General features: G+C 71.7%; 9 protein-coding genes. All 9 read right to left on the bottom strand.

Features of this window, described 5'->3' with window-relative positions:
* Position 1: 1 nt before the first annotated feature.
* The gene (gene ku, locus LXT13_RS21275; RefSeq protein ID WP_233374321.1) at positions 2-925 is read right to left on the bottom strand and encodes a non-homologous end joining protein Ku; all 924 of its coding nucleotides are present in this window, start codon (positions 923-925) and stop codon (positions 2-4) included.
* 156 nt (positions 926-1081) lie between these two features.
* Positions 1082-1423: a PRC-barrel domain-containing protein gene (locus LXT13_RS21280; RefSeq protein ID WP_233374322.1), complete on the bottom strand. Its 342-nt coding sequence runs from the start codon at positions 1421-1423 to the stop codon at positions 1082-1084.
* A gap of 170 nt (positions 1424-1593) precedes the next feature.
* Positions 1594-2229, bottom strand: a complete 636-nt coding sequence (locus tag LXT13_RS21285) for a hypothetical protein (protein ID WP_233374323.1) — start codon at positions 2227-2229, stop codon at positions 1594-1596.
* Positions 2230-2231: 2 nt separating this feature from the next.
* Positions 2232-3890 (bottom strand): putative porin, encoded by a 1659-nt coding sequence (locus tag LXT13_RS21290; RefSeq protein ID WP_233374324.1) that lies wholly within the window; start codon positions 3888-3890, stop codon positions 2232-2234.
* A 12-nt stretch (positions 3891-3902) separates the two neighbouring features.
* Complete coding sequence (locus LXT13_RS21295) at positions 3903-4580, bottom strand: TonB C-terminal domain-containing protein (RefSeq protein ID WP_233374325.1); 678 nt, start codon at positions 4578-4580, stop codon at positions 3903-3905.
* Between the two features lies 1 nt (position 4581).
* Positions 4582-4983 carry an ExbD/TolR family protein gene (locus LXT13_RS21300; protein ID WP_233374326.1) on the bottom strand — a complete coding sequence of 134 codons (402 nt, stop codon included), beginning with the start codon at positions 4981-4983 and terminating at the stop codon, positions 4582-4584.
* 128 nt (positions 4984-5111) lie between these two features.
* On the bottom strand, positions 5112-5525 hold the full coding sequence (locus LXT13_RS21305) for an ExbD/TolR family protein (protein ID WP_233374327.1): 414 nt from the start codon (positions 5523-5525) through the stop codon (positions 5112-5114).
* Between the two features lie 26 nt (positions 5526-5551).
* The gene (locus LXT13_RS21310; RefSeq protein WP_233374328.1) at positions 5552-7240 is read right to left on the bottom strand and encodes a DUF2341 domain-containing protein; all 1689 of its coding nucleotides are present in this window, start codon (positions 7238-7240) and stop codon (positions 5552-5554) included.
* 16 nt (positions 7241-7256) lie between these two features.
* Positions 7257-19346, bottom strand: a complete 12090-nt coding sequence (locus LXT13_RS21315; protein WP_233374329.1) for a filamentous haemagglutinin family protein — start codon at positions 19344-19346, stop codon at positions 7257-7259.
* Positions 19347-19350: the final 4 nt, after the last annotated feature.

Genomic DNA, 19350 nt, shown 5'->3' on the forward strand with positions numbered 1-19350 from the left:
CCTACTTGGTGGCCCGCTTGCGCGCAGGAGTGGCCTCGGGCTCGGCGGCCACGCGCTTGGCGGCTTTGCGAGCCGGCGCGGGCTTGAGCTGCGAGACGTTGGACGCCGGTTTGCTGTCCTTGCCGACCGACTTCTTCGCGCCCCCGCCGAGGCTCGCGCGCAGGGCCTCCATCAGGTCGATGACCTGACCGCTGGTCGCAGCGACCTCCTCATCGTGCGACGACGCGACGATCTGCTTGCCCTTGACCTTCTCGTCGATGGCAGCCAGCACGCGGGCCTTCTCCTCGTCGTGGAACTCCGTCGGATCGAACTCGTCGGCAGCGATCTGCTCGACCAGCTGCAAGGCCAGCTGCAACTCGGGCCGCGATACCTCGGCCTTCGGGATGTCCAGGTCGTTCAGCGACCGCACTTCCTCGGCATACCGCAGCTGCTGCAGGATCAGACCGTTGTCGTTCGCGCGAACCTGCGCGACGTATTGCTTCGCCTTCCAGGCCCATTTGGCGAGCGCGCACCGGCCCGACTGGCGCAGCGCCTGGGCGAGCAGCGCGTAGGGCTTTTCGCCGCGTCTGTCGGGGGCCAGCAGATAGCTCTTGTCGTAGTAAAGCGGGTCGATGGACGCCAGCGGCACGAAGCTCACGATCTGAATAACGTGGCTGCTTCCCTCTTCCAGCGCTTTCAGCTCCTCCGGCTGGAAGAGCACGAAGAGGTTGTCCTCCACCTCATAGCCCTTGACCATGTCCTTGCGCTCGACGACCTGCTGCGTCCGTTCGTTGACGTACTGCTGCTTCAGCCGCGAGCCGTCCTTGTCGAGCAGATTGAAGCGAATGTCGGAGCCCGGCTCGGTGGCTGAGTACAGCTTCACCGGCACGTTGACGAGGCCGAAGCTCAGTGACAGGGATGCAATCGAACGGGCGGATGTAGGCATGGACGGACTCCCATCTGCGGACCGAGCGCCGGGCCGCTCCCAAGCCGGCGCGCGATGGCGAAGTGCAAGCGGCTCGATGCCGCTTGCATCAACGTCCCCTCGGCGGACCAACTGGTTGCGCCCGCGTTCAGCGGGGCGCAACCAGGCGAGGAGCCATTACAACCACGGAAAGCCGTAGTAGTCGTACACCTTGCGCCCGTAGTCGTCCGAGTAGGTGGGCGCTTCGTCCTCGGTATAGCGCGGTGCACCCTCCAGCTGGCGCTTGTCGATGTTGACGACGTAGCCGTCCTTGTCCGTGTCGTACTTCAGCATGTTCCACGGCAGCGGGTAGCGGTCCGTGCCCATGCCAAGGAAGCCGCCGAACTCCAGCGCTGCGTAGCGCACCTGGCCACTGCGCTTGTCGATGACGAGGTCGTCGATGGAGCCGAGCTTGTCGCCCTGCAGGTTGTAGACGGTCGTGCCTTCGACCTTGGATGAAGAGATGGTGGGGTAGTTCATGAGGGACTCCTGGGAAGTTGCGCTTGACTTCGGGAGCCGGCTTGCACGGTGCGGCGAAGGCGGCTCGCCAGTCCTCAATGTGCGCGCCGCGCTGGCCCGCCAGGGTCGGGGTGTGGGCAATCTGCTTGTAGGCCGTGGCCGACGCGCTACCGTGCCGCTCGACCGTCTCGTCAGCGCGCCACGATTCGCAGCGCCGCCAGTTCGGCGCGCAGCTTCTCTGCGTCGTCCTCGAAGCGCACCGCCGTCAGCCCCAGCACCGGGTCTTGTTGCAGCGCCGTGTCCAGCGGGGAGCGGCCGGTCCAGCGCTGCACCAGGTCTTGACCCAGCGCATGGAGCTTGCGGTTCTTGACCTCGGCATCGGCCAGCGCCGTCGTGCTGCGCTCCAGAAGCTGTACCAGGGCCTGGTTGGCCTGCTGACGCGCGGCGGCTTCCTGACCCGCTGCGAGCAGCTGCCGCTGCAACGCCTGAGTGCTCTCGGCAGCCTGGGCTTCGGCCTGCTGACGGGCATCCTGGGCGGCCCGCAACTGCGCCTTCAGCTCTTCCAGCTCCGACTCGCGAGCCCTCAGGCGCGAGGCCGTACCGGCGATCTGGGCCTTGGCGCCGGCGGCGTCCTTCTGTGCCGCGGCGGCATCGGCCTCGGCCCTGGCCTTGTCGGCCTGCAGCGCGGACTGCTGCTCCTGCGCGGCGCGCAGCGCGGCCTGGGCGCGGCGCAATGCCTCGCGCTCCTTGGACACCTTGCCGGTGTCCTGCGCCTGAGCGCCGACGACAAGACTGGCGGTCAGCAGCGCGATGGCAATGAGCTTCATCGTCAGAACCTCGCGTTCAAGTCGAGCTGGAAGACCTCGATGCGCAGCGGTGCGCTGCTGAGGTTGCCGCTGAGTGAGGTCGGATCGCCCGGCACGGCCAGGAAGCGCACGCCGTCGTCGAGGTTGCGTGTGCTGGTCCAGCGACCGCTGAGCCAGAAGTTCCGGTCCAGGCCGACGTTGCCGCCCAGGCTCCAGCCCTTGTAGTTTGTGCCGCCCAGATGCCAGGTCGTGTCGGTAAAGCCGTCGATCCACGCATCGCGCTGCACCATCCGGTAAGCGGTGAAGGCCTGCCAGTCGCCGCGGCGGGTGAGCTTGGGCGAGCCGATCTGGATGCGCGCCTGCGCAGCCATCGTTTTCTCGCGCAGGTCCGTCAGCGGCACGCCGGCTCGGGCCTCGATGTCCTTGCGGTCGAAGCCGGTGTTCTTGATCCAGTCCAGCGTCAGGCCCACCGGCACGGGCAGCACGCCGTCGAGCTGCAGGCTGGCCGTCAGGTTGACCGGGCGGAACTTGCTCGCCAGCCCCCAAGTCGGCGAGGCTGTGCTGGTGGGGTCGTTCAGGTTGATCAGCGTGTTGCCCTTGAGCCGCAGGCCGGCCGCGTATTGCGACGCGAAGTAGTTCGTCGCGCCGTTCTTCGGGCCGCCGGGCGGCGGGTTGCTCTCGCGCTGGCCTTCCATGTGGCGGAAGTCGTAGGCCGCAAGGCCGAGCTTGAACTGCACGCCGCGCGCCAGGTCCACCTCGCCGCCCACCTGTCCGCCCAGCAGCCACTTGTCCTGTGTGGACAGGTTCAGCTCCTCCAGCGGGAACACGCCGAAGGTGGCGAACAGGCCTCGCTGCGGCGTGAAGGCCTGGCTCAGCTTGGCGGCCACGCCGTCGAAGGCGAGGTCGTCCGGCCAGGCGAGGTCGGTGCTGAAGAAGGGGTTTGGCATGCGACCGAAGTCCGCGGACACGCCGTTGAAGAACAGCGGCGGCTGCCAGCGGATGTAGGCGCGGTCCAGTCCCAGCGTGTAGCGGTTGAAGTCATTGCCCAGCGTCTGTGACGTGGACGTGGCGCTGTTGCCCGTGCCGCCCGTGGCGATGCGCACGCTGGCCAGCACCTGGTCGCTCAAGCGGGCATCCACCTCCAGCCGGCCGCGCAGCGTCAGGCGCTGGCGGTCGGTCGTGGTGTTGGTCAGGTCGGGCGCCCAGGCCGGCGAGGCGGTCTGCGCGCGGTAGACCTCGGCCGGCACGTTGGCGTCCTTGTCGAAGAACTCGCCTTGCGCACGGACGCGCAGGTCGCCGCTGACCTTGATGCGGCCCGTCCATTCCGGCATCGCATCGGACTGGCCCCAGCGCTCGCCCTTGGCCTGCGCCAGCACCTCCGCCTTGATCTCGTCGCGCATCTGCTGGCGCACGGTCTCGGGCACATAGGGGATGCGCAGCACATGGGGCTTGCTCGCGTCGGCCTGAGGCTGCGGGGCGGGCGCGGCGGCGCTGGCCTGGGCCTGCTTCAGGATGGCCTCGGCCTTGTCACGCGTGATGAGGCCCTGAGCGACGAGCACGTCGATCAGCGCCTGCGTCGTGGCGCGCAGGCGGGCGATCTCTTCCTTGTCGGCCGTGTCGGCGTGGGCGGGCAGCGAGGCCGCGAGCAGGGCGGCAGTCAGCATCGGGAGGATGGGTTTCATGGGGGCGTTGAGTTAGGCCTGGGGCCGCACGCTCAGGCGAAAGCGCATCGGCTGTGACAGGGCCAGCGCCGGGGGCGGTGGCAACTTGAACTGGCGGCGGGTTTCGTCGAGCGCGGCACGCAGCGCGCTGTCGTTGCCATCGTTGCCGCTGGGGCTGAGTTCGAAGCGCTGGATGGCGCCGTCTTTGTCCAGCCAGATCGCAAAGGTGGCGGTCAGTGGCTCGGCGTCGGCCTTCAGGTGCCGCTCGATCTCGCTCTGCAGCAGCTGGCGGGCCGTGTTGGCGTAGAAGCGCTCGGCGGCGCGGTCGGCAGCCGTGCCGGCCGGGCCGCCCCCGGGGCCGGTGGTGGGCGTGCCGCCGGCGTATTCCTTGGACACGCTGCCCGCCGCAAACGCGCTGGGCCCGTCGCCGGCCGCGCCTTCCATCTTGATCGACTCGGCGGGCTTGGGCGCCTCGGCCTGCTTGATCTGCTCCTCACGGATGACCTGCTTGGGCTCTTCCTTCGGCGGCTCGGGCTTCTTCTCGTCCTTGGGCGGTGGGGGCGGCGGGGGGGGCGTGTCCGGCAGGATGGCGATCTTGGCCACCTGCCGCTTGGGCGCCTCGGCCTTCATGTGCGTGACGCCCCACCACACGGCAATGCCCAGCAGCACGAAGGCGACGGCGGTGAGGAGCTTGGCGTGCATCGGCTTCATGTCAGGTCCCGATGCGCGACGTGACGAGGCCCATGTTCACGCCAAGCTTGTTGCACAGGTCGATGACGGCCACGACGCTGGCGTACTGCGTACGTGCATCGCCCTTGATCGCGACGGACATCTGCGCGTCGCGCTGCTTGGCGGCCTGGAGTTGGGTTTCCAGCTCGGGCAGTGAAACACCCACACCGTTGAGCAGCACGGCGCCGTCGGGCATGACCTGCACGATCTTCAAGTCGTGCTTCTCGGTGCTGGGTTTGTTGCTGGGCTTGGGCATGGTGATGCTCAGGCCTTGCACGCTGGCGGTGGTCATCAGGATGAACACGACGAGCAGGACGTAGGCCAGGTCGAGCATCGGGGTGACGTTGATGCTGTCGTAGGGTTTGGCGTCTTGGTTGACTTGCATTGGTCAGACGCTCCGATTTGTTTGGTTGTGCGCTGCTGCGGCTTGACGCGACACGGGGGTGCCGGGGCGAACTCCGGGCATGGGCTTCGCCATCAAGACAAAGCAACTAGCAACAGCGGAACACGTGTTCATTCCGCCACCACCCGCTTCGTCACCAACCCGATTTCGGTGATGTCCAATTTCTTGGCCACCTCCAGCACCTGCATTACCTTCTCGTACTGCGCCGCCGCATCCGCCTTCAGCACCACCGGCAGCGACGGGTTCGCCGACTTGTACTGGGCCAGCGTCGACTGCAGCTGCGTCATGTCCACCGGATAGGCGTCCAGGTAGACGCCGCCGTCCGCGGTGATCGTGATCGCGCGCGTCTGAGGCTTGGCGAGGTTGTTGGCCGCCAGCGTCTCGGGCGACTTCACCTTGACGCCCTGGACCGACGCCGTCGTCAGGATGATGAAGACGACCAGCAGCACGTATGCCAGGTCCAGCATCGGCGTGACGTTGATGTCGTCGTAGGGCTGGTTGTCGCTCTTGACGTCACCGGCCATAGCGGTCTCCCGAGGTCATCCTGGGTTCAGTGCGAGCCGTACAGCTCGGCCACGCGAGTGATGAACTCGTCGATGAAGATCTGCATGTCCGACGTCGCGTTCTTAATCTGCGCCGCCAGGTAGTTGTAGCCAAACAGCGCCGGAATCGCGACGCCCAGGCCCGCCACCGTCGCCAGCAGCGCTGCGGCGATGCCCGGGGCGATGGCGTTGACGTTCACGTCGCCCGCGGCGGCAATCGCGGCGAATGTGATCATCACGCCCACGACCGTGCCCAGCAGGCCCAAGAACGGGCCGCCCGAGATGGCGATGGTCAGCAGCACCATGCCCGAGTTGAGCTGCGCGTTCTCGCGCACGTAGTCGGCATCGACCGAGGCCTTCACGGCGTCTAGCGACGCGCCGGACAGCGGCTTGGCCCCCGCCTCGCCCACCTTGCGCTTGGCCAGCTCGCGGACGCCGGCCTGGTAGAGGCGGTAGATCGGCGACTCCGGGTGCGGTGCGTGTGTCTCCAGCTTCAGCAGTTCCTCATTCGCCTCGCGGAAGCGCAGCACGAAGCTGCGGTTCGCCCGCGCCACCTTGCTGACCAGCACGCCCTTGCTGACCATGACCCACGCCGCGATCGCGAACATCACGCCCAGGATGACGATGACGACCCACGCGTCCACCGTCAGGTTCTTGACGAGGATGCCCATGTAGCCGTGGCTCTCGCCGCCCTCGGCGCTGGCGCCGTCCTTGGCCTCGCGGGCCGAGGCAACGAGCTTGCTCTCCGCGCCCTGCGCACCGGCGGCGATGGCCATCCAGTCGGCGCTGCGCAGCGCGGCCGCCACCTGCACCTCGTCCATCAGCCCTTTGGTGCCTTCACCCAGGCGCAGCGTGCTGCCCAGCGCCGGCGTGGCCGCATCGCCCTGCGCCACCTGCGCGCCGTTGACGAACAGCGTCGCCTTGCCCAGGCCCAGGCGCAGCGCGACCTGCGTCCAGCGCGCCACGGGCACGTCGCCGCCACTCACCGCGGCCTTGTCGGCGCGGGCGACGAGCTTGCCGTCGTTCACACTCAGCGTCAGGCCGCCCCAGCTCACCAGCGTGGCGTGCTGCACGTCGTCGAGCTTGACCCACAGGCTCACCGTCAGCTGGTTGCCGGCGTCTACCACCGGCTTGTCGGACAGCGCGTACGTGATCGCTTCGCCGCTCAGCCGGGCGCTCGCCGCGAGCAGACCGTTGGGCTCGGTCACGAGCGGCCCCTGCGGCTTGACGGCGCCCAGCTGGTCCGCGCCGGCGGGCTTGTCGCTGAAGTGCAGCGCGATGACCGTCGCCGGGTCGAAGCCGCTGTCATTGCCCTCGGCCGGCGCCTTCGCATTGCCGCCGTAGACGTAGAAGACGTTCTTGTCGCTGCCCGGCAGCACGCTGGGCAGCTGCACCCACAGCACGGCCAGCTCGTTGACGCTGTCGAAGCGCTCGATGCTGAACTTCAGCGGCGTCTTGTCGTCGCCAGCCACCACGCGCAGGTCGCTGCCGTCCTCCTTGGCGGCGGTGAAGTCGAAGTTGCCGCTGTGCAGGCGCACGGCCACTGCTACGCCGCTGGCCGCTTCCTTCGTCTCCAGCCCCTGGGCGGAGGTGTTCAACGTGATCTTGGCGCGCTCGGTCCAGTCGGCGTTCCACCACGCGTTGGCGGTGGCGGGCAGCAGGGCGGCGAGCGAGAGGGCGATGAGTGCTTTGCGCATGGTTGTCTTTCTTCAATCACGAGCTGCCGAAGCCGAGGAACTCCAGTAGCAGGTTGCGGCGCCGGCGACGGCGCTCGTCCTTGTCCTTGTCGGTGTCTGCCGCCGCAGCGGCCTGGGCCGCGCCCGTGGGCGTGGACGGCACGGTGATCGGCACCGACAGCGCGACCTCCGACGTCGCCCCCGCTCGCGCGCCTGACACCTGGATGTCGTTCGCATTGACCAGCCGCTCCGCGCCGAGGAACGCATTGCCCTTGGAGCGGATGCCCGCCTCGCCGGCATTGATCTCGCCGGTCGGCGCGTACAGGTCCAGGTCGTTGCCGGCCGACAGCACGGCGATGCCCGAGCCGCTGAACGAGCCTGACGTGTCGAACACCAGGTTGCCGGCGCTGTCCAGCCGCAGCACGGGCGCCGGCGCGCCGGTCACTGTCTTCGCGCCGCGGCCGGCGTCGATGTTGCCGGCCGACGACCACATCAGCAGGTTGCCCTGGCCGATCGTGAAGACGCGCGACTGGTTCACGTCGAAGTTGCCGGCGACGACGGCGGACACGTCGCCACCGTTGACGGTCACGATGCCCAGCTCCGTCGGTGCCTTGTTGCCGGCTGTCACCTCGCCGGCATTGACGCCGCCGCCCGGGTTGAGCAGCGTGATGTCGGCGCTCTGTAGCGTCTTGATTTGGCTGGTAGGCATGCGCACCTGTGCGACCGGCCGTGCCGCGGCGCCGCCCAGCGGGAACAGCAGGTTGACCGCCTGGTAGCCACGCGCATAGGCCGCCCAGCGCTCGTCGCCGTCCAGCACGGCCGCGGCGCGGCCGGCGCTGCGCAGCTCACCCATCAATACACGGTTGAGCCACGGGATGCGCCGCTCCAGCGGCAGGGCCTCGAAGCGGCGCAGCGTGTCGGCTGCGTCCGTCGGTCGTTGGCCGCCCATCAGTGTCACGTAGTCGGCCAGCTTGGCAACGTCGGCCGACGCGGCCAGCTGCGCCAGCGCTGTGCTGCGCGCCGCCAGCGTCTGCTGCGCCAGGCCGTTCATCAGTACGCGGCTGACCAACAGCGACTGCTGTGCCGCACTCAGCGTTGCGGCCTGCCCCAGCGCCGCCTCGTCGCTCAGGGCCGCCCAGGCCGGCTGCAGCAGGTTCGTCTGCTTCGCGGCCTCCGCGGCCACGGCCGGGTCGTCTACCGGCTTGCCCAGCAGCGCGGCGATGCGGGCTCGCTGGTCGCCGGCTTCGGCGCGCGCCGGCTGCGCACGCACCTGCTCGGCCGCCCACCGGTCCACGGTCGCTGCGCCGAAGCGCTGTCGTAGCAGGTCCAGCTGCTGGTCCGGCGAGGCCAGATCGAATGCCGCGGCGGAGCCGCTGCCGCCGAGCAGCACCCAGGCCTGGCCCAGCTTGCCGGTCAGGCCCGAGGCGCCCAGTACCTGGAATCCCGCGGCGCTCGCACGGGCGTAGTCATCGCCGTCGGCGCTCATGCCCGCGACGACGGTGATGCGCGCGCCTTGCTGCGGCAGCAGTGTGCTGTTGGACAGGTTGCCGCGCGCCACGATGCCCGTGCTGGTTCCGAGATCGATGTCCCGGCCGGAGAGCACCATCACGTCGCCCGGCCCGGCTAACTCCAGGCCCACGCCCGACGTGAAGCGCACGTCGCGCGCCGCCTGCAGCAGCGTCAGCTCGCTGGGGGCGTTGTCGGCGGCTGGCTGGTGCTGCACCTGCACGTTGGCCAGGCGCACGTCGCGGCCGGCTGCAGCTGACACCGGTCGGGCCGACACGCTGTCCGACAACGTCACGTCGTCGCCCGACGACAGCAGCAGTGCCGGGCCGCGCTTGCTGGTGTCCAGCGTGGCCTGGCCGAGCGCATTGCGTGTGGCGCGCTGCGCATCGGTCAGCACGGCACCGTTGGCTTGCGTCGTGTCCACCAGGCTATTCAGTGTGGTGGCGGCCGGTGCCTGGGGCTCGCCCAGCGCCAGCACCTGCAAGTGGCCGACGCTGACCGCGTCGCGCCCGGCGATCCAGGTGCGCGCCTGTAGCGGGTCGGCGGCCGTGCTCCATTGCCATAGGTTGTCGGCGTTCACCGACCCCTGCGGCGCGAGCAGGCGCACGTCCACCGGCACGACCTGGCCCGGACGCGTCTCGCCACCTCCGCCCACCTCCAGTGGCTGGCCGCTGCCGAGGTAGCTTGCCGTGCCGGCGGCGCTCTGCACAAAGAGCTGCGCGTGCGCATCCAGCAGCGGTAGGGCCAGCCCCTCGCCGAGCGCGCCGGTGTTGGCGCGTGATGGCAGCGTCAGCGCGAAGTTGCGGGCGCTGGCCAGCGTGGCGTCGCCGCCGGCCTGCACGCGCAGCGCGCCGTCCTGGTAAATCAGCTGCAGGCCCGGATCGGTTTTCGTGTCGGCATCTGTCTGCTGACGTACGCTGCCGCCGGCGGACACGTCGATGCCGCGCGAGGCCAGCAACTGGCCGCTGACGACGTCGCGTCCGGCCCGTACCGCGACGCTGCCGCCGCCGAACTGCTGCAGGCCACGCGGCAGGTCGCTGCTGGCCGTGCTGCTCGCGTCAGCCAGGAAGCCCGAGCTCGCGGCAGCCGCGTGCACCTGCACCGCGTCGCGGCCGGCCTGCACCTGCACCGAGCCGCCGCCGAACGTGGCCACACCCTGCGAGAACAGGTCGGTGCGGGCGAACCAGGCAGTCGTCTCGTCCAGCGCGCCGCGGGCCCGCCACAACCAGCCGGTGGCATAGAGCTGCTGGCTCGTGCTGGCGCGACCCACGACGTCGCGGCCGGCCGTCAGCCGGATGGCCGCACCGCGTTGGCTGAACGGCAGCAAGCCGGAGGCGTCCAGCGCCGTACCGAGACTCTCCAGCAGCGAGGTGTAGGGAGTCGTGGGCAGCGGGTCCGGCGTGTCGGGTGCCGGCGTCGGGCTCGGCGTGGGGGCCGGCGATGGTGCGGGGCTGGGCGCCGGGGCGCCGCTGCTGCCCGGCGGAGGCGGCGGCCGCACGCCGCCGGTCGTTGGACCGTTGCCGTCAGACGGCAGATTGGCGGCGGGCACGTCGGTGCCATCGGCCGCGGTGGCTCGGGCCCGCGGCGCGTCGTTGGCCGCGGGCGTCGCCGGCTCGGCGGTCACGCTGACCGGCACCCCCAGCGTGGCGACCGTCGCGCGGTCGTCGAGCCAGCGGATGTCCTGGGCGGCGGCCAGCTCAATGCGACCCGTGCTGCTGCGCAGCTGCACCGCGGGGGCGCCGGCGTCGCCGTTGCCTAGCAATACCGAACCGGCGCTCACGGCGCCTCGCGTGGCGAGCGGGTTGGCGGCGCCGAGGTCAGCACCCGCGGCTATTCGCAAGGCGCCGGCGCGGGTCGATGTGGCGACCCACTCGCCGGCGTTGGTGGGCGATTCACGCAGGCCAGTGCTGAGGCTGGCCTGCAGTTTCACGTCGCCGGCGGCGCGCAGGGTCAGTGCGGCCTCGGCGGCGTGAGGGGCGGCGCTGCGTTGCGCGGCGCTGAGCGTCGGCAGCCGCCAGTCGGCGGACAGCAGCAGGTCCCCAGCGGCCTGGATCTCGACGCCCGGCCGCACCTGCACGACCGACGACAGCCCGGGCTGGGCAGCGACCAGGCGCGCGGCGATGACCTCAGCCGTCTGTTGGGCGTCGCCCATGAAGGCCTGGTTGTCCGCCGCGACGGTGGCCAGCGTGAGCTGCCCCGCCGGCGTCGGCGCCGGTGTTGGTGCCGGGGTCGGTGCGGCCGTTGGTGGGGCCGTTGGCGCTGGCGTCGGTGGCTCCGTGGGGGCTGGCGTGGGGGCCGGCGTAGGTGCGGCCGTGGGCGCCGCGGTGGGCGCGGATGTCGGCCCGGCGGTCGGAGCAGACGACGGCGTCGTCGGCGGGGGCGGCGGCTTGACACCGCCGGTGGTGTTGCCATTGCCGTTGGACGGCTCACTGGGCCGGGGCGTTGGCGTTGGCGCTGGCGATGGCGACAACGGCGGCGGCGGCGGCTTGGTGCCGCCGGTGCTCGGGCCATTGCCGGTCGACGGCTGCGATGGTGCCGGCCCGGTGGTCGGCGCCGGCGTGGGAGCCGGCGTCGGTGCGGGTGTCGGTGCAGGCGTTGGCGCCGCAGTGGGGGCGGGCGTGGGCGCCGTGGTCGGGCCGGCCGTCGGAGCAGCTGTGGGTGCCGAGGACGGCGTCATCGGCGGAGGCGGTGGCAAGACGCCGCCGGTGCTCGGGCCGTTGCCGGTCGACGGCTGGGACGGTGTCGGTGCGCTTGTGGGCGCAGGCGTGGGTGCGGTGGTCGGTGCGGGTGTGGGCGCAGGCGTCGGGGCCGGTGTTGGCGCCGCAGTGGGGGCGGGCGTGGGCGCCGTGGTCGGGCCAGCCGTCGGAGCAGCTGTGGGTGCCGAGGACGGCGTCATCGGCGGAGGCGGTGGCAAGACGCCGCCGGTGCTCGGGCCGTTGCCGGTCGACGGCTGGGACGGTGTCGGTGCGGTTGTGGGCGCCGGCGTGGGTGCGGTGGTCGGTGCGGTGGTCGGTGCGGGCGTGGGCACAACCGTCGGCGCGGGTGTTGGGGCGACCGTCGGCGCCTGCGTCGGCGCGGCGGTGGGCGCGGAGGACGGGGTCAGCGGTGGAGGCGGTGGCTGCACGCCGCCGGTGCTGGGGCCATTGCCGGTCGAGGGCTGGGCGGGTGACGGGGCCGTCGTGGGTGCAGGTGTGGGCGCAGCGGTGGGCGCCGACGTTGGCGCTGCCGTGGGTGCAGCCGTCGGTGCGGCGGTTGGGGCCGAAGACGGCGTAACCGGTGCGGGGGGCGGTTGCACGCCGCCGGTGCTGGGGCCGTTGCCCGACGAGGGGTCGGTGGGGGCGGACCCCGTGCCGGTGGCGTCCAGCGCCTGGCGGGTCGGCGCGGCCGCCGCCGCCGTGGGCGAGGGCGGCTGCGTCAGCGGCGGTGGCGGAGGCTTGGTTCCGCCCGTGGTGGCGCCGTTGCCGGCCGACGGGTCGGGGTCCGTGGGTACCGGGGCAGGGCCCGGGCCAGGCGTTGGTGCGGGGCCGGTGGTGGGCGCCGGCGTCGGCGCCACGGTGGGCGCGGCTGTCGGTGCGGTTGTCGGCGTTGGAGCGCTGTACTCGTCCAGCAACTGCGTCACGTCGCCGTAGACCTTGACGGCCTCGATGTCGACGCTGCCCACCTGTTCCAGGCGCGTCTGCAGCGCCTCGATCTTCACGGCCTGGCCGTCGCGCAGCGCACGCAGCGACAGCGCGCCACCGTCGAGGTCCATGCTGCCGCCTTGCAGCCGCAGCACACCGGCGCTGCTGTTCAGCGCGATGCGGCTGGGATCAACGGCGCTGCCGCTGGCGCCTCGGGCTACGAGCTGGGCGCCATAGGCGATGACCACGTCCTGGCCCGCGTTGAGCTGGATCTGGCCGCCTCCGGTCGGTGACGCCAGCGCGACGAGACGGCCGGCAACGGTCAGGCTGCCTTGGTCGCTGTCGAGTTCCAGCGAGCGTGCCGCCAGGCTGGCGGTGGCGGGCAGCAGCTGGTGGCCAGCGCGGTTGCGCACGGCGATCTGCTGCTCAAACGCCCGGTTGCCGGCATTTGCGATGGCGGAGGACAGCGCGCCGAGGTCGACGGCCGCCTGGCTGTCGAGCGTCAGGCTGGCCGGTGTGACGGCCGTGGCGGAGGCCGCCGCGCGCAGCTGGCCGTCCAGTGTCAGTGCGCCACCCGGGGCGTTCAGGCTCAGCCGGCCGGCGTCGCCGTCGCCGGCGGCGGAAACGTCCAGCTGCGCCGCGCGGCCGAGCACGAGGCTGCCGCTGTGGCTGGTGGCCGTCAGGCTGCCGGCGGTGACATCGGCACGCACACTCTGGCTGCCACTGGCGATGGTGTCGCTGCGGCCGGCCACGCTGAGCCGGCCCGCGTCGATACGCAGGTCGCCATCGGCCGCCAGCGTCAACTGGCCGGCGGGCAAGTCAATGTCCGTCGCGATGGCGATCGTCTGCGCCGTCAGCGCGAGCTGGGCCGCGGTACCGCGCGTCGGCGTGGGGCTGTCGCTCATGGCGCTCGCCAGCTGCAGGGCACCCTGCACGTTCCACTGGCTGCTTGCCGGCGCCGTGCCCTCGGCGCTGGCGGTGACGGCGCGTGTGGCCGCCGTCACGCCGCCCGTGGCCGTGATCTGGCTGTCGCCAGCCAGCAGCACGCCGCCGGGTGCGGCGAGCGTGGTCTGAGCGGCCTGCCAGGCCTGGCCGCCAGGGCCGATCTGCAGCGTGCCGGCGCCGGCGAGCGTGATGCCGCCCGCGCCGCCCGCGTTCGCCACCGTGCGGCCGGTTGTGTTCGTCAGCACCAGGCGCTGGGCCTGGATGTGTGCCTGGTCGTCGGCTGCCGCGGCGCGCAGGGCCGGCGTGTCCAGCGTCAGGCGGGCGAGATCGGGCTGGCCCACGTCCACGCCACCGACGAGGTCGATGCCGTCGTAGCTGCGCAGCAGCAGGTCCTGCGCCTGGCCGGCCTGGGCGAGCAGTTGCGGCCCGAGCAGCAGGCTGTTGCCCGCCAACGGCTGCGTGCCGCCGAGCTGCAGGCGTGGCACGCCCAGGCCCAGTGCCGTGGCGTTCAGGCGGGCCGAGTCGGCGAGCATGGCGCTGGCTGTGGCGTCGAGCTGCACGCGACCACCCGTGGCCTGCAGCGCGGCGCCGTCATGCAACACGAGGCTGCCGGCCGCGAGCGTCGCGCCCTGGCGCAGCAACTGGCTGTCGGTCGTGGCGCTGAGCAGCAGCGCGGCGCCATCGCCGTTGACGCGCCAGTCGGTGGCGGTGGTCTTGCCGGGCTTGGCCTGCAGCTGGGCCCCGGTTCCGATGTCCAGCATCCGGCGTGCGGCCAGCACGAGGTTGGGCGCTGCCAGCACCTGGCCGGGCTCGGCGTCGACGGCCAGCGTCTGCGCCCGCACGTCGAGCGAGCCGGGCTGCTGCAGGTCACGCGGGACGGCGCCCAGTACCAGGTTGTCGACACCCAGGTTGCCGAGCTGCCGCAGGTCCAGCTGCAGCGCGCCAGGCGTGCCGCCAGTGCCGGCGCCGACGTGGATGTCCGCCGCACCGAAGTAGGCGCTGCCGCCGCGGCCCGGCTCGCCGCCGGCCGAGGTGCCGGCCGCCAGGCGCAGCGCGCCACGGATGTCGGCCTGTTGGGCTGTGACGACGAGGGCGCCGGCATCGCGGTTGAATGCCGGCGTGGCAGCGTCGTTGCGCTGCGCAAGCGCGCCGAAGAACGCGTCCGCGCCGGTCAGTCGGATCTCGCTATAGCGGCGCGCCTGCGCCGGGGTCAGGACTTGCCAGTTGCTGGTCAGCGCATCCAGCACCGCGGTGCCGGCCTGACCGAGCCTGGCTCCCACGGTCAGCGTGCCGTCGTCGCGGGGGATGGCGCGGCCCAGGCTCAGCGCGGCACCGCCGGCTGGGCGCACGAGCAGCGCACCGGGCAGCAGCGCGAAGCGGGCGGGCAGCAGCGTGTAGCTGCCCTGAAGCACGGTGCCGTCGGGCAGCGTCAGGCCTGTGCCGAAATGGATCTGTCGTCCCAGTGCCGGCAGGCCGGGCAGCGAGTTGTCCGCCGCGCCGGTGCTCTGCACGCCGGGCACGATGGCGTAGCTGCCGTCGGCGGCGCTGAAGATGTCGGTCGAGCCACCCGGGCCGGCCACGAATTGCCAGCCGAGCAGCCGCCCGCCGCCGCTGAGGTCCACCTTGGCGCCGGGCGCGATGCTGACGGTCGGGGCGTCCAGCAAGACGGCCTTGGCCGGCGCGGCGCTGGCCGTCTGGCCCGACTTGCTGCCCGGGCTGAACCAGCGCTCGCCGTTCCAGCTGCCGAACAGGAAGCTGCGGCCGTCGGCATTGACCGACGTCTCGCTGCCGTCCAGCAGCTGCACGCTCTGGCTGGCCTGAAGCGTGAGGCTGCCCTCAGGCGCGCGCAGCCGACCGCCCTGCACGATGCTGGTGGCCCGCAGCGTCAGCCGGCCTCCGGCGCTCCAGGGCAGGTCCGGCGCGGCACCGCCGGGCTGGGCGATGGTGATGCGCTGGCCGGTCGCGTCGATTGTGAAGGCGGTGTCGGTGGCGGGGAACACCTGGCGCGCGCTCAGGGTCACGTCGCCGGCCGTCGCCAAGCCTGCGCCGGTGCCGAGGTCGGCGCTGGGGCGCTGCAGCAGCAGGTCGCCGCCGCTGGCCAGGTCCAGGCGCGCGATGCCTTGCGTGGCCAGCTGGCCGCTGAGGTCCAGCCGCTCGCTCGCCTGCAGCGTCAGGCTGCCGGTGCCGGCCGTTGGCACGGCCGCGGCGCGCTGCAGGCCCTGGCCGTAGTTCAGTGCGGGCTTGGTGTTGGCCCAGCTCAGCAGAGGCGCCGACAGCCGCGCGCCTGTCTCGCCGGTAGTCGAGGGTTTGACCGTCAGTGCTTCGCCGTCGAGCACCAGCGCGCGGTCCAGCTGCAGGTCTACACCCGACTCGATGGCGAGCCGCTCCCGCGCGCTGAGCTTGAGTTCGCTGGCACCGGAGCGTGCCAGCCATGGCGCATCGACGCGCGCCAGGACCGGCGTGTTGCGGGCGTTGCCGAGGTCGCCGGCCTTCAGCTGGGCGGTCAGTGCGCCGTCGCGAGCCGCGAGGGCCAGGTCCATCACAGGCGGTGCGGGGCCGTCCTCGGCCTGGCCGGCGCCCAGCGTGACCTGCACCTTGCCGCCGGACTGGCCTTGGCCGCCGTGCGCGTTCAGCGTGCCTTCCAGCAGCAGTTGGCCGTTGCCCTGCACATTCAGGCTGCCGGCGCCGCTGCCGACCTGCTGGCGCGTGACGAGATCACCGCTGTCCGCGCGTTCGCGCACGTCGAGCAGGCCGGTGGCGCCGCTGATGTCCAGCCTTGCGCCTTGCTGCACGACGAGGCTGGTGGCGAAGGACAGGTCAGCGCCGGCCGACGTGAGGCTGATGCTGCCGCCGCCCAGCACGCGGCCTGTCAGCCGGCCGTCGGTTGTGAGCTGGAGCTGCCGCAGGCCGGCCACGTCGATGCTGGCGGTGCTGCTGACCCACAGCCAGCGGGCGATGTCGGCCGTGCCCGAGCCGCTCAGCGCCAGCGACACCTTGCCGCCGGGGGCCGTGAGGCTGCCGTCCACGCGCAGCCGGTGGCGTGCGGACAGGCTCAGGCTGGCCGTGGGGTCCAGCGAGATGCTGGCGCCGGCGGCAACGGTCAGCTCGCCGCGCGGCGAGTCGGCCGCATAGCCACCGGAGGCCAGGCTCAGGTTGACCGGCTTGGGCAGTGTCAGCGTCTGCAGGCCCGGCGTGAACAGGCCGGCCGCGCTGGTGGCGCTGGGCGCGAGGCGGCTGGCTGCGTTGGGCTGCCAGAGCTGCAGCCGCGGCGCCAGCGTGGTGCCGGCGTCGACGACGAGGCTCTCGCGGCCGTTGAACGCGAAGCTCTGGAAGCCGCCGCGGTCCAGGAAGTCGGCGGCCAAGTGCAGCGTGCCCGGCGCGTCGGCGGCACCGTCGGCGTTGCCGAAGCGCAGCGCCGGCGCCGTGACGCTGAGGCTGCCGCCCTGCGTCAGCGAGTAGCCGCGAAGTTCCGCAGCGAGCTTCAACGTGCTGGCCGGGCCGGGAATGACGGCATCCGGGCCGGCGGACAAGGTCAGGCTGCCCGCCGCGCCGCCCGTGATGGAAGCCGCGCCGGGCGCCACGAGGCCACCACCGGACACATCCAGGACACCGCCGCGGCCGATGGTCAGGTCGCCGCCCGCCTGTAGGCTGAGCTGGCCGCCCGTGATGGCTGCGCTGGGCGACGACTGCGCGAGCAGCGGGTCGAGCGCCGCATTGACCCAGGCGCCGGCCACGTCGAGATGCGCCTGTTCCGCCACCGTCACGTCGCCCCGCAGGCTGCGCAGCGTGACGTTACCACCGGCCAGGTGCACCGAGCCGGCCACGTCGACGGTGCCGCGCTCCGATTGCAGGCGCAGCGTGCCGAGTGCCGGCAGTTCGAGGTCGCCGCCGAGCGTCACGTCGCCCACTGCCGTGATGCTGACGGCGCCAAAGCCCGACGACCGCAGCGTGGCGAGCGACAGGCCCGAGGCGATGCCGTCGAGCGAGGCGGGATTGGCGTCGGCGCCGAGGCGCGGCGCGGCGTCGCTGGCGAGCCCGAAGCGGCCCAGCACCGGGCCCTGGTAGTTGCTGCTGCCGAAGTCGCCGGCGTGCACCAGCGCGCCGACGACGAGCCGGCTCGCCGCGGCGAGCGCGTCCTGCCCCAGCCGCTGGCGCTGGCCTTGCACGACGGCGCCGCTCAAGGCGCCGTCCAGCACGACGGTGGGCGCGACGAGCGTGAGGCTGCCGCCGGCCTGACCGTCCACGTAGCCGCTCTCCAGCCGCGCGGGCGCGACGCTGCCGTAGGTGACCATCGGCCCCCAGCGGTCGTAGCGCGCCTTGCTCGTGCCGGCGTTGCTGATGGCCGTGTAGAGCAGGTCCTTGGGCGCGTTGTTCAGCGTGTAAGCGGTGCCGGTGCTGCTGAACAGCTGCGTCGGCGAGACGAGGGCGTCGGTGTAGGTCACCTTGCCGCCGTCGACGCTGATGCGCGAGCCGGCCGCGGCCAGCACTGCCTCACCAGCGATGACGCGCAGGTTGCCGCCGCTGGCCAGCCGTTCGCTGGCGCTGCGCTGCAGGCCGGTGCGGTAGTTGGCCAGGTCGCCGAGGATGGGCGACGCCTGGCGGATGTCCAGCGTGACCTTGTTGCGGTACAGCAGGCCGTCCTTCTGGAGCGGCGCATCTTTCAGATCGTTGCTGCCGAGCAGTTCGGTCGTCACGAAGTTGCGCGCGGCGCTGACGGTGGTGTCGGTCGTGCCGGCCAGGTCGATGCGCGCGTTGCCGCCGATGACGACGCGGCCGGATATGGCGCTGAGGGGCTGGGCGGTCAGCAGGCCGTCGCGGAAGTCGGGCGTGTCGAGCGCGCGGAACTCGGCCTGCGCGCCGGGCGCCGTCACCTGGCCCTGCACGTCGATGAGTGCGCCGGCGAACTGCAGGCGTGAGCGGGTGAAGCTGGCGTTGTCGTCGCTGGTCAGCGGCTTGCCGTCGGCGCCCTTGTCGTCGGGCGTGATCGTCGTGACGCTGCCGGCGGCGAGCGTCAGCGTGCCGCTGGCCGTGGCGCGCTTGAAGGAGGGGTCGCTGGTCGCCTTGCCGGCTTCGGCATCGCCCTGTGCCAGCAGCAGGATGGAGCCGTTCTGCGAGACGCTGGTGGTCGCACTGATGCGACCAGCCTGGTTGACGGCCAGGCCCACCAGCGTGGCGTTGCCGCGTGGCACGTCGATCGTGCCGTGGTGGTCGACGGACCCCGCGCCGGTAGCCATGTCGGCACGCCCGACTTCCACGAGCAGGCCGCGCAGCGCAGGCACGTTGGGGTTGGTCTCCGACGCGTACAGCGGCTCGGCCGTCGGCAGCTTGTAGAACACCTCGGCACCCGCGCCGAGCACCACCTGGCCGCCCGGGCTGGCCAGAGTGCCGTCGTTCTCCACGCGCTTGGCGTAGAGCTGGATGCGGCCGCCTTCGCCGGTGCGGATCTGGGCGCCGGGCTCGACGCGGATGAAGTTCCTGGCGTCGACGTATTCGGCGGCTGCGCCGTCATAGCGCAGCGCCGGATTGCCGCCGGTGATGTTGGCGACGAAGCCGTTGGCGTAGTCGGTGTTGCTCGGGGCCAGCGTGGTGGCCATCAGAGCGCCCACGTCCACGCGTGAGTCCTTGCCGAACAGGATGCCGTTGCGGTTGTAGAGCAGGATCTCGCCGCCGTTGGTGGCCTTGAGCTGGCCGAAGATGAGGCTGGGGCTGACGCTGCCGATGCGGTTCAGCGCGCTGGAGCCCGGCTGCGCCATGTCGAAGGTGACCGAGGCGTCGGCGCTGATGTCGAAGCTCTGCCAGGCGTAGATCGCACGCTGGCTGTTCTGCTGGATGACCATGGCGCGGCCATCGAGGCTGATGGCCGGCAGCGCCTGTGTCTCGGGCTTGTTGCCGTAGACGCGCCAGCCTGCGGCCGGCACGGGCAGCGTCTTCGGCGGCGGTGGAGGTGGCGCGGTGACGCGCGACTGCGCGAGCGTCACCAGCGGCAGGCTCGCGGCCAGTGCGGCCACGAGCGGCTTGAGCAGCAGGCTGGAGGTGGGCGGGACCGTCTTGGGCATGGAG

The organism is Pelomonas cellulosilytica (assembly GCF_021353265.1).
GTDB classification, from domain to species: domain Bacteria; phylum Pseudomonadota; class Gammaproteobacteria; order Burkholderiales; family Burkholderiaceae_C; genus Pelomonas; species Pelomonas cellulosilytica.